The following is a 14,985-nucleotide window of genomic DNA, read 5'->3' on the forward strand; positions in this document are numbered from 1 at the left end:
CCTGAAAGTCGGCAAGACTGCATGAAAAAGGGCAGGTCGTCTTCAGACGGCCTGCCCTTTTCACATCTGCTTTCCGAGGGCTGTCAGGCTCTTGCCAGCACCGCCCTGACAGCATCCTCGCCGCTTTCCATTGCGCCTTCGAAACCGCTGTAGGCACGGCCCAGATGATCACCCGCGAATTGCAGACGACCGGCACGATCATTGCAAGCCGCTGCCATGGCGGCACGCTGGCCGGTACCGAGATGGGCATAGATGCCGCGCGCAAATGGCTGCTTCTGCCAACTCCACATGCTGATCAGCGAAAGCTTGCCCTTCGACGACGGGCGGGCTGCCTCTATGCGGGCAATAATGGCTGCCGCCGCATCCGCGTCGGGCATCCGGTCCAACGCCACTGCATCGGCGCCATTGATCCAGACCTTCAGAACCGCCGGATCCGCACCAAGCGCGAATATGCGGCCGAGATGCGGGTGATCGCTCCACATGTCGTGCGGCAGGCCATCGGTGATCCAGAATGGTTCCGTGGCCGCAAGATAGGCGAAGCTCGCCTTCGTGTAGGGCAGTTCGGCGATCATGGCCCGCGTGTGCGGGCTGAGCGGCGCGTCGATCCGCATCTTTCGCACTATCGAGAAAGGTGCGGTGCAGATGACGTGCCGGGACGACAGCCGCCGGCCGCTTGCAAGTTCAAGCCGCACGCGCCCTGCTTCCTCGGCCATGGCCACGACTGGATCTCCTGTCATGATCGGGGATGCCAGCGCGGCTGACATCGCATCGGTCAGTCGCTGCGTGCCGCCGCGCACGAAGCGCACCGGCCCCCTGCCCTGGCGGTAGACTGCGCTGCTCCTGGCAAGATGCAGCGCCGAAAGCCTCTCCATGTCCGTACCATTCAGATTACAGCCAATGAGCCGCAGGGCTTCCGGAGAAGCACCCCGGCTTTCGACAAACTGGCGAACGGAGATATCGAGCGCATCACTTTCAGGCTTCATCCAGTCTTCCGCACCAGCGAGTGGCGGGAAATGCCGCATGAAGGAAGAAAGCAGCCTGTCAGGTCTCGTGGCCCGTTCCGCGCCCATGAGCCGGTTGGCGGGCGACTCTGGCCATTGTTCTGCCGTAAGCGTAGTGCCGCGCACATGATAAAGCGGCCCGGACCCGCGCGATGGCGGCTCGTGGAGTTCGACGCCCAGACGCTCTGCTACTGCGATCACGCGGGCATAATTGGATCCGATCTGCACACCGCCCGCATCCGGAGACCCGGGCAGATCGTAAAGTGTATGCGCCCGGCCGCCGATCCGCTCACTGCCTTCGACAATCAGGACCTTAAGGCCGGCCTTTTCCAGCAGATGGGCGGCATGAAGGCCAGAGATCCCGGCGCCCACGACCAGGACGTCGGCATCCTGTCCGCTGGCTGCGCGGGGCGTGGCGCAGGCCGCAACGCTCAAGCCAAGACCGACCATGAAGCTGCGTCTGGTCAGATAAGTCATGCCGGTGTTCCTCTGGCTGCGGCGCGACTGCGCACTGGAATGGAAAAGTGACATGGCGTGCCACTGAAAGGCGAAAAGGCGCCCGGGCCAATGGCCGGGCGCCTCGCGTGGCAGAATGAAAACAGGAGTCCGGTGGCGGGTTCATGGCCATCAGATGAATTTGAGCGCCCCGACAAAGCCGGCGGCAGCGATAGCGATCCAGTAGAGGATGGCCACGCGCCTCGCTGCCCGTATGAGTTGGGCAAGCCGGGCCTCGGCCGCTTCGTTCGGGCCTATTGCAAGCGTTGCGAAGATGCCCGGCCACTCATGCAGATAATGGCGAAGAACAAGCCCTATAATGATGGTGGCGCCAAAGATCAGGATCTTGATGCCATACCATTTCTGCCCCTCACCGCTTTCGAACGGCCCCATGCCCATGAGCGTGGTTGCTCCCACGACCAGCAGCAACGGGATCAGCAGGTAGCGCGACCAGTCTTCCAGCATGCCGAACACTGTTTTCTGCTTCTGCATCTTGTCGCGGAAGGCAAGGAGGGTGATGACCAGCCAGGCAGCCCAGACAAGCCAGACCAGCAGCAGGAATGTGCCGCCATAAGGCTGCACGCCCCACAGATGGCCCATGTGCAGGCCCAGCGGCAGAAGCGAGATGATGCCGATCCGGGAAACGACATCGATGCGGAAGACCGTATCAAGATGACGAACACGCTCCGGCACGCTCAACGCCGGGTTCACCACCTTGTAGGAAGTCTGGAATACCGCCCATTCCCCGCCCAGCCAGTAGGTCATGGCAAGGATGTGCAGGAATTTCAGGATCTGAAGTTCATATACCGAAAGAAAGTCCGCCATGGTCAGGCCTTCCGATCGCGCCTGAACAGTGACTTCAGCACCAGGCCGATCACCGCAGGCCGCATCAGCATGCCGGCAAGCGCGGCCAGTTCCGCGCTGCCAATCTCGACCGTGCAGGGCATGGCATTGGCAACGCCAGAGAGCACCAGCCGGTCCTCCTCGGTCTTCACCTCGCGCACTTCCACGCCCAGCTTGATTGCGGGTGTTTTGACCAGCATCGGATTACTCCGCCGCTTCGGGCAGGCGCACCGGCTTGAGTGCCAGCGCTGACCGCGCCGCGGCCCGGCCGGTAATCATCGCTTCGGTGAGGTAGGATCCATTCTGATAGAGATCGGAAATGAAGGAGCCGAGTTCGCCCGCCTCGAAAAGGCGCGGGATCCTGTTGCCGTCATGGTCGAACACATGGCCGTCCATGTCACGCCGCGCTCCGCCGCCAGTGCAGACGATCGCCGGAGTGATCGGCACGGCATAGAAGGGGCCGTTCGCCAGCGGCTGAAGGGTTTCAGCGCTGCGGCCATGGGCTTCATCCCGGCCGGCGGCACAAGCTGCATTATAGCGCGCAACTTCCTCTTCCAGCACGGCAGGCTCGATACCGATCTGGGCTGCAAGACCGGCGATGCTGTCCGCCTTCCTGATGAGGCCCGAGGCGATCTCGGCGCTGTTGTCCTCGCTCCAGGGTTCGGCCGTAACAACTGCGCTCCAGGTCATCACTTCCAGAACCAGCTTGCCGGCCTGGAGGCTGGTTTCGTCGAGGATCATGTGGACCGGATGGGCATGGTGCAGGGGCACGTCGACAAAACGGCCGTGCTTCTTTTCCTTGTAGTGGGTCAACTGCAGCTCATTGGCCTCGTTGTAGAAACGACGCCCGGTGCTATCGATGTCGAACCAGCTGAAGGCCGGCAGGAAGAAGTTGCGCAGATAGCATGTCTGCTGATGTGGCTGCCGAATGCCGGGCCAGATCCCGCCGGACTGACCCTGATTGCGCATATGCCAGAGCTCGGCTCCAGCCTTCTGAAGGATGCGCACCCCGTCGCCCTCATTATAGGGCGTGCCCAGCGGCACGACATCGGACAAACCATAATAATTCTTTTGCATGTATGGGGAGGCCTCATAACCGCCGACGGCCATGATGACACCACGCTCGGCCCGGATTGCCTTTCGCACACCCTTTTCCTCGACCCAGGCGCCGAACACTTCCAGCGTGTCGGGATCCTGGATGAGATCGACGATGCGGGTGTCGAAGCGAACCGGTACGCCGCGTTTCTCGACATTGGCTTTCAGCGCAAGCCAGACACCGGATGGAATGGGAAGAATGGTCGCCGTATAGGCGACGGCGTCACGGGCGCCGAACTCCGGAAATTCAAGTACGGCATCGCGGCTGGAAAAGCCGGTTCCGCGCAGGAATTCCTGGCCAGCATCGGCTGCAACCTGCTGGATCCAGGGCTCGAGGTTGACCATGCGCTCGGCCCATTCGTCGAGCATCTCTTCGTTCACCGGGTTCGCCGCGCTCATGCGGCGCTGGTAATCCTTGAGGGATTCCTTGTTCTTGGAAATCAGGAGCGACTGGCCAGAAACCCTGCAGTTCCCCCCGGCGAAGGCTTGCGGCGCCTTCTCGATGACCAGAAGGCGCGCCGTGGGGTCTGTATCATGGGCCTCGATCGCGGCGGATGCCCCTGCGCAGCCGTAGCCGCAGATCAGAACATCGACCACATCATCCCACTGGCCGACACTTTTCAGACTCGCCATCGTCTTCTCCCGCTGATCTGAGATCATCCAATATTTGTCCGGACTTTCCTAGGCGGAATGACGGGCCAAATTCCAGCAAATGGTTGTCCAAATCCACAAACCATGTTTGTAGTGACCCATGGAACTGCGCCAGCTATCCCATTTTCTCGCGGTGCTCGATGCGGGCAGCATCACCGCCGCCGCCATCCGCGTGGGCGTAACACAGCAGGCCCTTTCGAAAAGCCTTGCCCGTCTTGAAGAGGATATGGGCGGCCGCCTCTTCGAACGCGAAGCGCGCGGAATGGTTCCGACCCGCCTGGGCGAGGCCATTGCAGAGCATGCCCGGCAGACGATCGCCAACGCAGGCCGACTGCGCAATGCCGCAAGGGCTGAACTCGGGCTTCAGCGCGGACGACTCATCGTCGGCCTCAGTCCGATTGCCGCGGCAAGCAGCCTCGGCCGGCGGGTCACGCGCTTCAGCGAGGCAAACCCCACCATTCGTATCGACGTGGAAGGCGGCATAGACACGGATTTCGTTGCCATGCTCAACCATGGCGAGCTCGATATCGCCCTGTCCTCCCAGCTTGGCGCCGAAACGGAAGGCATATTGCTGGAACCCTTGCAGCACGAACGCTGGGGCGTCGCAGGGTGCATCAGCAATCGGCTTCTCGCGGAAGCGCGCACCCTTGCCGATCTCGCCGACGCCCGCTGGATCCTGGGGCGCAACACGGCGCTTCTCGATGACAGGATTGCCGCGTCCTTCGTCGATGCGGGGCTCGGCGTGCCGCGCCCCGGCATCATGACGACGTCCGTGCTCTTCTCGCTGCACGCGCTGCGCTTTTCACGCTACCTCACCATCCTGCCGCATTCCCTTTGTCAGGACATGCCGGAACTCCTGTGGCGCGATCTCGCGGATGGCCTTTGGCAGACACCCATCTACCTCATGCGCCGCAAGCGCGCCCACATGGACGATCTCACGCGCGCACTGCTCGCGGCGCTGGCGGACTGAGGCTTAAACCCGTGCGTGCGACAGCCCTTACCAGGGCTTGCCGCCAACCCAGCTTCCCAGCTTCACGCCCATGCGGCTGATGGTGATGCGCTCCCAGATATCCGCCTTGAAATAAGGGTCGGATTCGAGAAAGGCGCGCGCATCGGATTCATCCTTCGCGCTGATTACAAGCAGGGACCCCATGAAGCCGCCCGCGCTGTCATGCATGGGCCCGGCAAGGTGGATGCGGTCGAACACCTCGTCGACATGCGCCAGATGGGCCTTCAGCCCTTCCATGCGCTTGTCCTTGCTGTCGGGCCTGTCGATGCAGTGGATGACGTAGATCTGGTTTTCGGTGTCGGCCATGGTGTGACTCCTTCAGGCTGGGTCTGTCTGGATCAGGGAAATTCAAGGACGCCAGGGTTCATCCGCTTGTCCGGATCGAGCGTATGCTTAAGGGTGAGAAGCAGGTCGCGTGGTCCATCCTCCAGAGCGGAAAGATATGGGTAGACGCGGCCGATCTGGTTGGAGACAGCCCCGATATCCCGGAACAGTTCCACTGTCGCCAGGCGCAGGCGATCGACAAGCGCGCGGGCTTCCGGATTTGCCTTCGGTTCCGCCTGCCGTGCAAGATGCGACGGATCCGGCGCCTGTCGATGCAAGGGCAGCCAGGCATCGTGCCAGTGGAATACGGGCTCGAAACTGTAACAATGGTTCCACAGCGCCGATGCAAGCCGCGTGTAGCGCACCCCCTTTTCCGCCATTTCGGCAGCATGAGGCTCGATCATGGCATCGAAGGCCGCGATCAGGCGACGGGCATCCGAATGGGCAACCTTGGCGTTGAGAGCAGCCCAGCGCCCGCCTTCCGGACCAAGCACGCCATTCAGATTGGCGAAGAGGTCGGCGCGCGCCACCATGGGGATCGTTGCCGTGACCTGCTCGCCACCATGGGCGCGGGCAATCCGGACCGCATCCGATATGTCGGCGGCGGCAGCCTCCTTCGAGCGGGCAGCGGCCGTCACGTGCAGGGAATAATGCCCCCTGGGGATCACGGACTTGCCGGCCCTGCCCATCGCGACTAGGGATTTCATGGCACCCATGGCGCCGCCCGAAGCCCTGGCCACCGCCATCGCCGATCGCATCATGTCGGCGCTGTCGAGATCGAGATGATCGGTCGCCGCCGGATCCATGATGTAGATGTCTTCGGCCAGCCCCTCACGCGCCAGTGCGCACAGGGCGTCGCTGGCATGTTCGATGCCGGGGAACGCAAAGCTGGCGTGGTCGAAAGCCGCAGGCATGCGGATCAGCCTGAGGGTCGCGCGCAGCTTGACACCAAGCGCGCCACCGTCGTGCAGGAAAAGACCTGTCAGTTCAGGCCCATGGTTGCGCAGGAAGCTCGCCGGCGCGGCCTTCAACATGCCCTGCCCCGTCCGCATGAGCCGCCCGTCAGCAAGGGCGACATCGAGACCCAGCACCATGTCTGCCGCAGAACCATATCGCGCTGACCCGAAGAACAGCGCCCCGTGGCTCAGGCCTCCTCCGACAGTCGCGCCCTTGCCCGAAAATGTTCCGAAAAAAGGCAGGCGCAGGCGATGTGGCGCCAGGGCCTCGTAAAGTTGCTTCCAGGTGACCCCGGCCTCGACGGTCACCGTCATGTCATCCGGCCTGATCTCGAGGATGCGGCTCAGGCGGCCCATGTCCACGAGGATGGTGCGCCCGGTCTGCGGCAGATAACCGGCGGTATAGCTGAGACCGCCGCCCCGTGGCGCGACCGACAGCCCCGCCTCCGTGATCGCGGCAATGGCGGGCGGCAGGCTGTCGGCATCATCTGGCGCCAGAATGGCAAGCGGCGCACAGCCGCTATGGTGCACATCGTGGCGGGCCTCGTCCAGCCGGACGGTGTCGGTAATGACGGCATCAGCCCCGCACATCTGGCGCAGACGGTCGAGAAGGGCGCCCTGCGTCATGCCGGCTTCACCACGCTTACCACCACGATGGCAGCGATGAAGACCCACAACAGCAGCAGCACCAAGGTGGCGCGCACATAGGTCTGTTCGATCACGCGGTTGCGGACATCGGTCACGCCGTCGCGCGCCATTTCCGCCCAGGTGCGGAAATGGGCAATGAGGGCAAAGCGGATCCCGACACCGCAGGCCATCACGCCGGCAAAGAGGCCCAGCTTAAGCCGAAGCCACAAGGGCATGCCCCAGCCCCCGCCAAGGACACCGAAGGCGAGCGCAAGCAGCAGAGCCATGAGGACATAGCGCGATCCACGGTCAATAGCGCCGAGCCGCTTGCCAAGGGGCGCGTGCCGCAGCCTGTGGACGGCTTCGACAAAGCCAAGCCAGACGAGACCCGCCCCAAGGGCTGCCCACAACAGCATGTCACCACCGGGCACAAGCCCGTAGGCAGCCGCCAGCATGGTTCCCAGCATGGCCTGCAGCACAAGCGCGTAGCGCACATGCTGATCGACATGCATGACATGCTCCATCAGCCGCGCACGCTCGTCAAACGGCATGGACCTGCTGTAGCTCACGTAGCGATAGGTGGAATTGATCACCAGTTCGGAGCCGAGCCAGTATCCCAGCACGGCGATATGTGCGACGAGGATCCAGACAGGGTTCATGGCTGACCGTGCCTGATGTGATGCAGCACGCCAAGTTCATAGCGCGTCTGCATGTAACCACCGACTTCAGCCTTCAGCAGTATGTAATGCCCGTCTGCCGTGCACCAGAGGTGATAGTCCGGATGCTCTTCCGGAAGGCCGGGCACATCGGGAAAGGAAAAGTGGAGCGCATCGAAGGTGCCGGCCTCCACTGTCAGGCTTTCCCGGCCGTGAAAGCGGATCATCAGCGAAACCGGAAAGAACATCGGCCCGGTGGCGCCGCGATGATCGGGCGAAGACAGATAAAGCCGCTCGACAAGCTGGTCACCCGGCCCCTTCTCCAGATCAAAGAGGCTGAGGAGGAAGCCGTCGTTGATGATGGCATGGTTTCCGAAAGCCAGCAGCGGGCTGTCCAGTTCCAGCCGCTGCGAAAGCCGCCCTTCCACCGTGGTGATGGCCTCGCATTCCGCCATCGTCGGGCCGAAACGGAACCAGCCGCTTCCGCGGAAGCGGCCATCGACGAAAATGCGGACGAAACTGTCCTGCGGCAAGCCATCCGGCCCGATGCGCTGGTTCACGTCCCTGACCACGGGCGGCGCATCGTCAATCTCGGCGTGGGCGGCCAGAACCCGCGAGCCATCGCGGTGCAGGTCCATGCGGAAACTTTCGCGCCCGCGCTCGGCGCCTTCGCGGCCCGGCGCTGAACTGGTGTAGCGCAATTCGCCAACGAAGCTTTCAACGACACCGCTCATTGCGCCCAGCCCTCACCGGCCTTCACAGTCTGCAGACGGCGGATTTCAGCAACATCGGCCGGAGGCACCAGCCACATGGGCTTTTCCCTGCGCGCCCATTCCAGGATTGCTGGCGGGAAATCCTCATGACGTTCCACGCGCCATGACAACAGGTGGTAGATGGCCTTGCCCTTGCCGGCGAAGGGCGGAAGCGCGCCATAGCGCTGCCAGCTCATCTGGTGGGGCTGGCTGACCGTGCCCGGCCGGTGGAGGAAGAAATCATAATTTTCCCAGGCTTCGTAGCGCGCGCCACCCGGCAGCGGCAGGTCAAGGAAGACAGGCGCCGTAACGGCAAGCGTGTCGCGCCCCATCCAGCGCATCCGCATGCCTTCGCCCGAACGGATATGGCGGATGTCATCACCCGCACCCTGTTCCACATCGGCATGGATGCGGCCGTCTTCCATGCGATAGCGGATCAACTGATAGGGGTAGGCAATGGGCGTGACCGGCTTGCCGTTCCACTCCTTCAGGATCTCGCCGGTTTCCGGGTGCGTGTAGGCGAATGTCTTGCGCGTGAGGTGCAGGATCGGATCCCCCGGCTTTTCAGGCCATATCACCTTGCTGCTGTCGAAGCCCACCATGCCGAAAAGCTTGCGCCCGCTGGGGTAATCATAGACCCCGCCCTCCGCGACCCAGTGGACCGGCTTGCCGGTACCGGCACGCGCATCGACCCAGAGGCGCAAAGCTTCCGGCGCCTGCGAACGCGCATCGCTTCCTTCAGCGGCGCCTCCTGCCTGCTGCCCTGCAACCGCCGGAACCGGCATGGCGAGCATCGCTGCGGAAAGCAGCGCAGCCCGCACAAGACTTGATGGATTCCCCGTCATCCCTCTTCCTCACACCTGCTGTTTCAGATGAATTTCTGTGCTTTTGTCCGGACAAAGTCCAGCAACCAGCAATTGATGGTGAACAACCCGGGATTGTGCGAGCAAATCCCGGATGACGCTGCCTTTTTCCTGCCCTAGTTTCGGGCAGGAACCAAAGCTGACCACGATGGGAGAGGGGGCATATGCCAGGCCGTGGACACATAGAATTCATCCAGTCCCAGATGCTCCCCTGGCGGCGCATCGGACATGGCCTCGCACGGCCTGATGTCGAATACAGGATGCTGAGCCGCGACCCCTCGGATGGCGCCTGCTCCGTTCTGATGCGCTATCCGCCCGGCTGGTCGCGGCTGGGGCCGGAGCATATCGCGGCGGACGAGGAATTCTATGTCCTCGATGGCTCGCTGGTGATGGATGGCCATGTCTATCCGGCAGACAGCTATGCATTTCTGCCAGCCGGCTGGACGCGCTCGGAGATGCATTCGACGCAGGGCTGCGTCATACTCGCCTTCTACAACCGCGAACCGACGCTCATGCCGCTGGCTGGCGACGGCAGCGCAGAGCGCTCGCCCCGAGCGGTGCCGCATCTGGATGTCACTGCCATGTCCTGGGATCTTGCCCTCAATGACGCCAATCTGAAACATCTGGGCATCGGCAGAAAGAACCTCCGGACCGACCCCGAAACGGGCGAACGCACGTTCCTGTCGCTTATCCTGCCACAGGCGATCCCTCCGGGGAACAAGGGACCGAAGGAAATACACCCTGTCGTCGAGGAGGCCTATTGCATCTCCGGCTCGCTGACAGGGCCGCACGGCACCATGTATCCGGGCGCTTATTTCTGGCGGCCGGCTGGCATTGCCCATGGCCCCTTCGGGGCACGCTGGGGGGCTGTCTCCCTGATCCGTTTCGTCGGTGGCCGGCATGTCAACGTCTGGACGGACGACGAGGCCCCGTTCAGCTTCGATGCCCCCTATTCCCCGGTGCTGCCGCCAGAATTGGCATATTTGTCCGGCATGCCATGGGTGCCGCCACCGCCCTATTGAAGCGCGGCGGCGGCACGAAGCTGGCCAGCCGCATCAACCAACAGCGCCCGCAACCTTCAAGGTTCCGATCCGTTCGTCATCATAGCCGAGTGCGCGCAATATGCTGCCCGTATCGGCGCCCGGTTCCGGCAGGGTGCTGGCTGAACCCGGGCGCAGGCCGTTCAGGGTAATCGGCAATGTCGGAAGCCTTGCCTCGGCGCCATTGTCGAGCGTTACCGGCTCAAGGCCGCCGCCCGCATTGAGATGCGGGTCGTCGAACATGTCCTCGGGCCGGGCGATGGGAGCAAAGGGAAGCCCCGTGCCTTCCAGCCGGTCGACAAGTTCCTGGCGGGTGAAACCGGCGATCAGGTCGCGAATGCGCGGCATCAGCCTGTCGCGCGCCAGCACGCGGGCATTGTTCGCACGCAGGGACTGGTCAGCCCAGAGGTCATCGAGGGCGAAAAGCCTGCAGAATTTTTCCCACAGTCCGTCCGAGACGACTCCGATAAAGATGGGGTCGTCCTTCGTCTCGAACACATCATAGATGGCCCAGGCGGAAATCCGAGCCGGCATAGGCGCGGCAGCCTTCCCGGTGACAGCCTTCTGGGCCATGTGCTGGCCGATGAGATAGACGGTTGTCTCGAACAGGGCGCTCTGCACCAGCTGACCCTCGCCGGTACGATGTCGCTCGTTGAGCGCAGCAAGGATTCCGATCACGCCGAACATCCCGCCCGTCACATCGATGACACTGGAGCCGGCGCGGAGGGGGCGTCCCGGCGGGCCGGTCATGTAGGCAAGGCCGCCCATCATCTGCGCCACTTCATCAAGCGCCGTGCGATTTTCATAGGTGCCGGGCAGGAAACCCTTTTCCGAGCAATAGATGAGGCGCGGGTTGATGGCTTTCATGGCCTCATGGCCAAGGCCGAGCCTTTCGAGGGCATTCGGCCTGAAATTCTCGACCAGCACATCGGCATTCCGGACCAGATCACGCGCCACGGCAAGCCCGTCCTCGCTCTTCAGATCGAGGCAGATGCTCCGCTTGTGGCGGTTGTACATCGGGAAATAACCAGCACCCGACCCGAGCAGGCGCCGGGTCTGGTCGCCTCCGATTGGCTCGACCCGGATGACCTCGGCGCCAAGCGAGGCAAGAATGGCGCCAACCGCCGGCCCCATCACCATGTGAGTAAATTCGACAACCCGTATGCCCGCTAGCGGGGCCGGCCCGGCCTGCGTCATTCCGGGTGACGGCATGTCGGCATCGCTGTCAGTCATTGTGCGGCCTTTCTGAAGCCCAGTGGAACGCCCGCATCCGGCGTGAAACCATAAAGCGGCTCACCCGGCAGAGCCTCGCTGATGATGGCGCGTGCCGCGATCAGGCGATCGAGGTCGATACCGGTATCAAGCCCCATCGCCTCCAGCATGAAGACAAGATCCTCGGTGACGATATTGCCGGACGCGCCGGGGGCGAACGGGCAGCCGCCAAGCCCGGCCTGAGACGAATCGAAGGTGGTGATCCCTTCATCCAGGCCGGCCAGCACATTGGCGAGACCTAGGCCGCGCGTATTGTGAAGATGCAGAGTGTTCAGCCTGTCCGCCCCGGTAGCCTCCTTCACGGCCCGCACGAGACGGCGCACCTGCGCCGGATTGGCATAACCCGTAGTATCCGAAAGGCAGACTTCGCTGACACCGCGGGCGATCACCGCCTCAGCCAGCCGGACAACTCTATCCTCGGGCACAGGCCCCTCGATGGTGCAGCCGAATGCAGTCGAAAGCCCGACATCGAACTGCGGGCGCCGCCCTTTGGGCTGTTCTGCGACCAGAGTGGCGATAGCGGCGATCTCGTCCAGCATCGCGGCATGATCCTTGCGCACATTGCGGATGCTGTGCGTCTCGGACATCGAGAAGGGGATGGAGATCTTGTGCGCGCCGGCTGCAATCGCCCTTTCAGCCCCCTTCAGGTTGGGCACCAGCGCAACGACCGCAAGGCCAGCTTTTCCAAGCGCATGCGTCAGGATTTCGGCCGTATCGGCCATTTGCGGCAGAAGTTTCGGCGGCACGAAGCTGCCCACCTCTATCTCGCTGACACCGGCAGCCGCCAATGCATCGATCCACGCCTTCTTGGCCGCGGTCGGCATCACCCGGTCTATGCTCTGGAGCCCGTCGCGCGGGCCGACTTCGCTGATCTGGATTCGCTGGCTCATGCCGCCTCTCCTTCCATGCCGCCGGAATAGACCCACGGCCTTTCCTGCCTGTCCAATGCCTGCCAGGCCGAAATGGCATCGGCATGCTTCAGGGTCAGGTCGATTGCATCCAGCCCTTCAAGCAGCATCGCCTTTGCTTCCGAATCCAGCTCGAAATGCCAGGCGTTGCCGTCACCCGCCGTCACGCTCTGCACGGCCAGATCAATGGTGACGGGTGCGTGGCTTTCAGTGATGACGGCGATCGCACCCTTGTCGAGCGCCAGCGGCAGCAAGCCGTTGCGCACCGCATTGCCTGCGAAAATGGGCGCGAAGCTTTCGGCGATCACGCAGCGCACGCCATATTCCACCAGTGCCCAAACCGCATGCTCACGGCTGGAACCGCAGCCAAAGTTGCGGCCTGCCAGAAGCACGGCACTGTGCGCAAAACGCGGATCGTTGAGCACGAATGCCGGATCGGGGACCCGACCGCCGGCTTCCGTGTATCGCCAGCCAGCGAACAGCCCATCGGCAAGGCCTGTCTTGCCCGTGCTCTTCATCTCGCGCGAAGGGATGATCTGGTCGGTATCGACATTGTCCCGCAAAAGCGGGGCAGGCACTGCCGAAAGGGTCTTGAATGGTTCGGCCATCAGGCGATCCCCCTCGGGTCGGCGATACAACCAGCCAGCGCACTCGCCGCGACCGTTGCCGGGCTGGCGATGTGGGTGCGCACACCCGGCCCCTGCCGGCCCTCGAAATTGCGGTTGGTGGTGGAAATGACCCGCGCGCCGCTGGGAAAGCCCTCGCCTCCGGCATAAAAACACAGGGAGCATCCGCTCATCCGCCACTCGAAACCGGCTTCGATGAAGATTTTGTCGAGCCCCTCGGCCTCTGCGTCACGCCGCACCTGCATTGAGCCGGGAACACAAAGGGCCTTGACCCCCTTCGCGACCTTGCGACCCTTCAGGATGGCGGCGGCGACCCGCAGGTCGGAAAGGCGTGCGTTTGTGCAGCTGCCAATGAAGGCGGCGTCAATGGGAACACCGGAAACGGGCTGGCCAGGAGCAAGACCGATATAGTCATGAACCTGCGGGCTGGACCCTTGCGGGACAGTCCCGTCAACAGGGATGCTGTGCTCGGGGCTGGTGCCCCAGCTGACCATCGGGGCGATCGATGCGGCATCCATGTAGATCTCGCGATCGAAACGGGCGCCTGCGTCCGTGCGCAGTGATCGCCAGCTTGCAACAGCCCTGTCCCACATGGCGCCAGATGGCGCGTACCGACGCCCCTTCAGCCAATCGAAACAGGTCTGGTCCGGCGCTATCATGCCCGTCATGGCGGCGAATTCGGTTGCCATGTTGCACAGGGTCATCCGCCCTTCCATCGAAAGGGCCTCTACCGCACCGCCGGCGAATTCGATGGCATGCCCTGCCCCGCCGCCGGCACCATGGGCTGCAATCAGTGCAAGGATCATGTCCTTCGGGCTGACAACAGGCGCCAGCCTGCCATCGAACGTGACGCGCATCGTACTCGGCCGCTTCATGCGAAGCGTGCCGGTTGCCATGGCATGTTCAGCCTCGGACGAACCTATACCCCATGCCAGCGCGCCTAAAGCGCCCTGGGTGCAGCTGTGGCTGTCTGGCGCGATCAGGGTCACGCCTGGCAGCACGATGCCCAGTTCGGGAGAAATCACGTGCACGATGCCCTGATCGGGGTCGTTCACGTCGAAGAGGCGTATGCCGGCCGCCTTCGTCGCCGCACGGGTCTCGGTGATGAAAGCCTGGCCGCCCGGCATCAGGGTCTGGTCGGTACGACCGGGGCGCGTATCGACGATATGGTCCGTCACGGCAAAGACACGCGACGGGTCCGCCACCTTGCGCCCGGCCTCGGCAAGGGCGTTCAAGGCGGCGGCGCCTGTCCGCTCGTGCAGGAAGATCCGGTCGATCGCCAGTATCGCGCCGTCATCGCCCAGCGGGGCGATGACATGCGCGTCCCAGATCTTCGCGAAAAGAGTTCGGGGCTCAGGCAGCGTTGGCCTCCCGCATCCGGGCGTCAACAGTGTGCCAGTCCCTGGTCACGAAACGCTCGTTGATGGCGGTCCGGGTTTCCAGCATGCCATTGCGGATCCAGTGCCAGGTGCGGCAACGATATTGCCCGCAATCGGAAATCTGGATCTGCTCATAGAGGTATAGCGAAGGATCGCCGGTGCGCTGCCAATAGAGCATGACAGTGCGCTTGTACTCGTCGAGCGGCACCTCGGCGGCCCAGCCCTTGATCAGATCATTGTCCCACCAGACGCGGCCGTCGCGATAGAGGGCCGGAAATTCACGGGTTTCGCGCCGCCCATCAGCCCACATGTAATGGTTGGTCTGGTGATAGGGGAAAGGGCCTTCATCGGGAAAGCGGCAGATCAGGCGGCTCTGATGCTCGTCCACCTTCTCGTTCTGCGCATTGAAATAGCTGTAAACCCCATCCCACACGCCTTCATGGCGAGCGAGAAGCGGCATGGCCTGGCGGATGTCTGTCATGTCCATG

16 protein-coding genes are annotated in these 14,985 nt (G+C 63.1%); 2 read left to right on the plus strand and 14 right to left on the minus strand.

Going from position 1 to position 14,985, the window contains the following annotated elements; all coding sequences use genetic code 11:
• Nucleotides 1-83 precede the first annotated feature (83 nt).
• The 4 genes from ACUJ46_RS07785 to ACUJ46_RS07800 form a co-directional block, all read right to left on the minus strand.
• Nucleotides 84-1,478: a flavin monoamine oxidase family protein gene (locus ACUJ46_RS07785; protein ID WP_445389897.1), complete on the minus strand. Its 1,395-nt coding sequence runs from the start codon at nucleotides 1,476-1,478 to the stop codon at nucleotides 84-86.
• 150 nt (nucleotides 1,479-1,628) lie between these two features.
• Nucleotides 1,629-2,321: a hypothetical protein gene (locus ACUJ46_RS07790; RefSeq protein WP_445389898.1), complete on the minus strand. Its 693-nt coding sequence runs from the start codon at nucleotides 2,319-2,321 to the stop codon at nucleotides 1,629-1,631.
• Nucleotides 2,322-2,323: 2 nt separating this feature from the next.
• Complete coding sequence (locus ACUJ46_RS07795) at nucleotides 2,324-2,539, minus strand: hypothetical protein (RefSeq protein WP_445389899.1); 216 nt, start codon at nucleotides 2,537-2,539, stop codon at nucleotides 2,324-2,326.
• 4 nt (nucleotides 2,540-2,543) lie between these two features.
• Entirely contained in the window at nucleotides 2,544-4,067 is a 1,524-nt protein-coding gene (locus ACUJ46_RS07800; RefSeq protein ID WP_445389900.1) for an FAD-dependent oxidoreductase, read from the minus strand.
• 118 nt (nucleotides 4,068-4,185) lie between these two features.
• Here ACUJ46_RS07800 and ACUJ46_RS07805 point away from each other — a divergent pair, with 118 nt between their 5' ends.
• Nucleotides 4,186-5,055: a LysR family transcriptional regulator gene (locus tag ACUJ46_RS07805; RefSeq protein WP_445389901.1), complete on the plus strand. Its 870-nt coding sequence runs from the start codon at nucleotides 4,186-4,188 to the stop codon at nucleotides 5,053-5,055.
• Nucleotides 5,056-5,082: 27 nt separating this feature from the next.
• Here ACUJ46_RS07805 and ACUJ46_RS07810 read toward each other — a convergent pair whose 3' ends face one another.
• From ACUJ46_RS07810 to ACUJ46_RS07830, 5 genes are read right to left on the minus strand one after another with little or no spacing between them, the layout of a single operon-like run.
• Entirely contained in the window at nucleotides 5,083-5,400 is a 318-nt protein-coding gene (locus tag ACUJ46_RS07810) for a YciI family protein (RefSeq protein WP_445389902.1), read from the minus strand.
• Nucleotides 5,401-5,432: 32 nt separating this feature from the next.
• Nucleotides 5,433-7,001: an FAD-binding oxidoreductase gene (locus ACUJ46_RS07815; protein ID WP_445389903.1), complete on the minus strand. Its 1,569-nt coding sequence runs from the start codon at nucleotides 6,999-7,001 to the stop codon at nucleotides 5,433-5,435.
• Complete coding sequence (locus ACUJ46_RS07820) at nucleotides 6,998-7,660, minus strand: hypothetical protein (RefSeq protein WP_445389904.1); 663 nt, start codon at nucleotides 7,658-7,660, stop codon at nucleotides 6,998-7,000. The genes ACUJ46_RS07815 and ACUJ46_RS07820 overlap by 4 nt, the downstream gene beginning before the upstream one ends.
• Nucleotides 7,657-8,391 (minus strand): hypothetical protein, encoded by a 735-nt coding sequence (locus ACUJ46_RS07825; RefSeq protein WP_445389905.1) that lies wholly within the window; start codon nucleotides 8,389-8,391, stop codon nucleotides 7,657-7,659. The genes ACUJ46_RS07820 and ACUJ46_RS07825 overlap by 4 nt, the downstream gene beginning before the upstream one ends.
• On the minus strand, nucleotides 8,388-9,254 hold the full coding sequence (locus ACUJ46_RS07830) for a hypothetical protein (protein WP_445389906.1): 867 nt from the start codon (nucleotides 9,252-9,254) through the stop codon (nucleotides 8,388-8,390). The genes ACUJ46_RS07825 and ACUJ46_RS07830 overlap by 4 nt, the downstream gene beginning before the upstream one ends.
• A gap of 182 nt (nucleotides 9,255-9,436) precedes the next feature.
• On the opposite strand from ACUJ46_RS07830, the gene ACUJ46_RS07835 reads away from it, so the two are divergent.
• Nucleotides 9,437-10,294, plus strand: a complete 858-nt coding sequence (locus ACUJ46_RS07835; RefSeq protein WP_445389907.1) for a cupin domain-containing protein — start codon at nucleotides 9,437-9,439, stop codon at nucleotides 10,292-10,294.
• A 33-nt stretch (nucleotides 10,295-10,327) separates the two neighbouring features.
• Here the strand turns inward: ACUJ46_RS07835 and ACUJ46_RS07840 are convergent, their stop codons facing one another.
• From ACUJ46_RS07840 to ACUJ46_RS07860, 5 genes are read right to left on the minus strand one after another with little or no spacing between them, the layout of a single operon-like run.
• Complete coding sequence (locus ACUJ46_RS07840; protein ID WP_445389908.1) at nucleotides 10,328-11,545, minus strand: CaiB/BaiF CoA transferase family protein; 1,218 nt, start codon at nucleotides 11,543-11,545, stop codon at nucleotides 10,328-10,330.
• Nucleotides 11,542-12,474, minus strand: a complete 933-nt coding sequence (locus tag ACUJ46_RS07845; RefSeq protein WP_445389909.1) for a hydroxymethylglutaryl-CoA lyase — start codon at nucleotides 12,472-12,474, stop codon at nucleotides 11,542-11,544. The genes ACUJ46_RS07840 and ACUJ46_RS07845 overlap by 4 nt, the downstream gene beginning before the upstream one ends.
• Nucleotides 12,471-13,100: a 3-isopropylmalate dehydratase small subunit gene (gene leuD, locus ACUJ46_RS07850; RefSeq protein WP_445389910.1), complete on the minus strand. Its 630-nt coding sequence runs from the start codon at nucleotides 13,098-13,100 to the stop codon at nucleotides 12,471-12,473. Before leuD ends, ACUJ46_RS07845 begins: the two co-directional genes overlap by 4 nt.
• Nucleotides 13,100-14,506, minus strand: a complete 1,407-nt coding sequence (locus ACUJ46_RS07855; protein WP_445389911.1) for a 3-isopropylmalate dehydratase large subunit — start codon at nucleotides 14,504-14,506, stop codon at nucleotides 13,100-13,102. The genes leuD and ACUJ46_RS07855 overlap by 1 nt, the downstream gene beginning before the upstream one ends.
• On the minus strand, nucleotides 14,472-14,978 hold the full coding sequence (locus ACUJ46_RS07860) for a DUF3598 domain-containing protein (protein ID WP_445389912.1): 507 nt from the start codon (nucleotides 14,976-14,978) through the stop codon (nucleotides 14,472-14,474). Before ACUJ46_RS07860 ends, ACUJ46_RS07855 begins: the two co-directional genes overlap by 35 nt.
• Nucleotides 14,979-14,985: the final 7 nt, after the last annotated feature.

The organism is Sandaracinobacteroides sp. A072 (assembly GCF_052616365.1).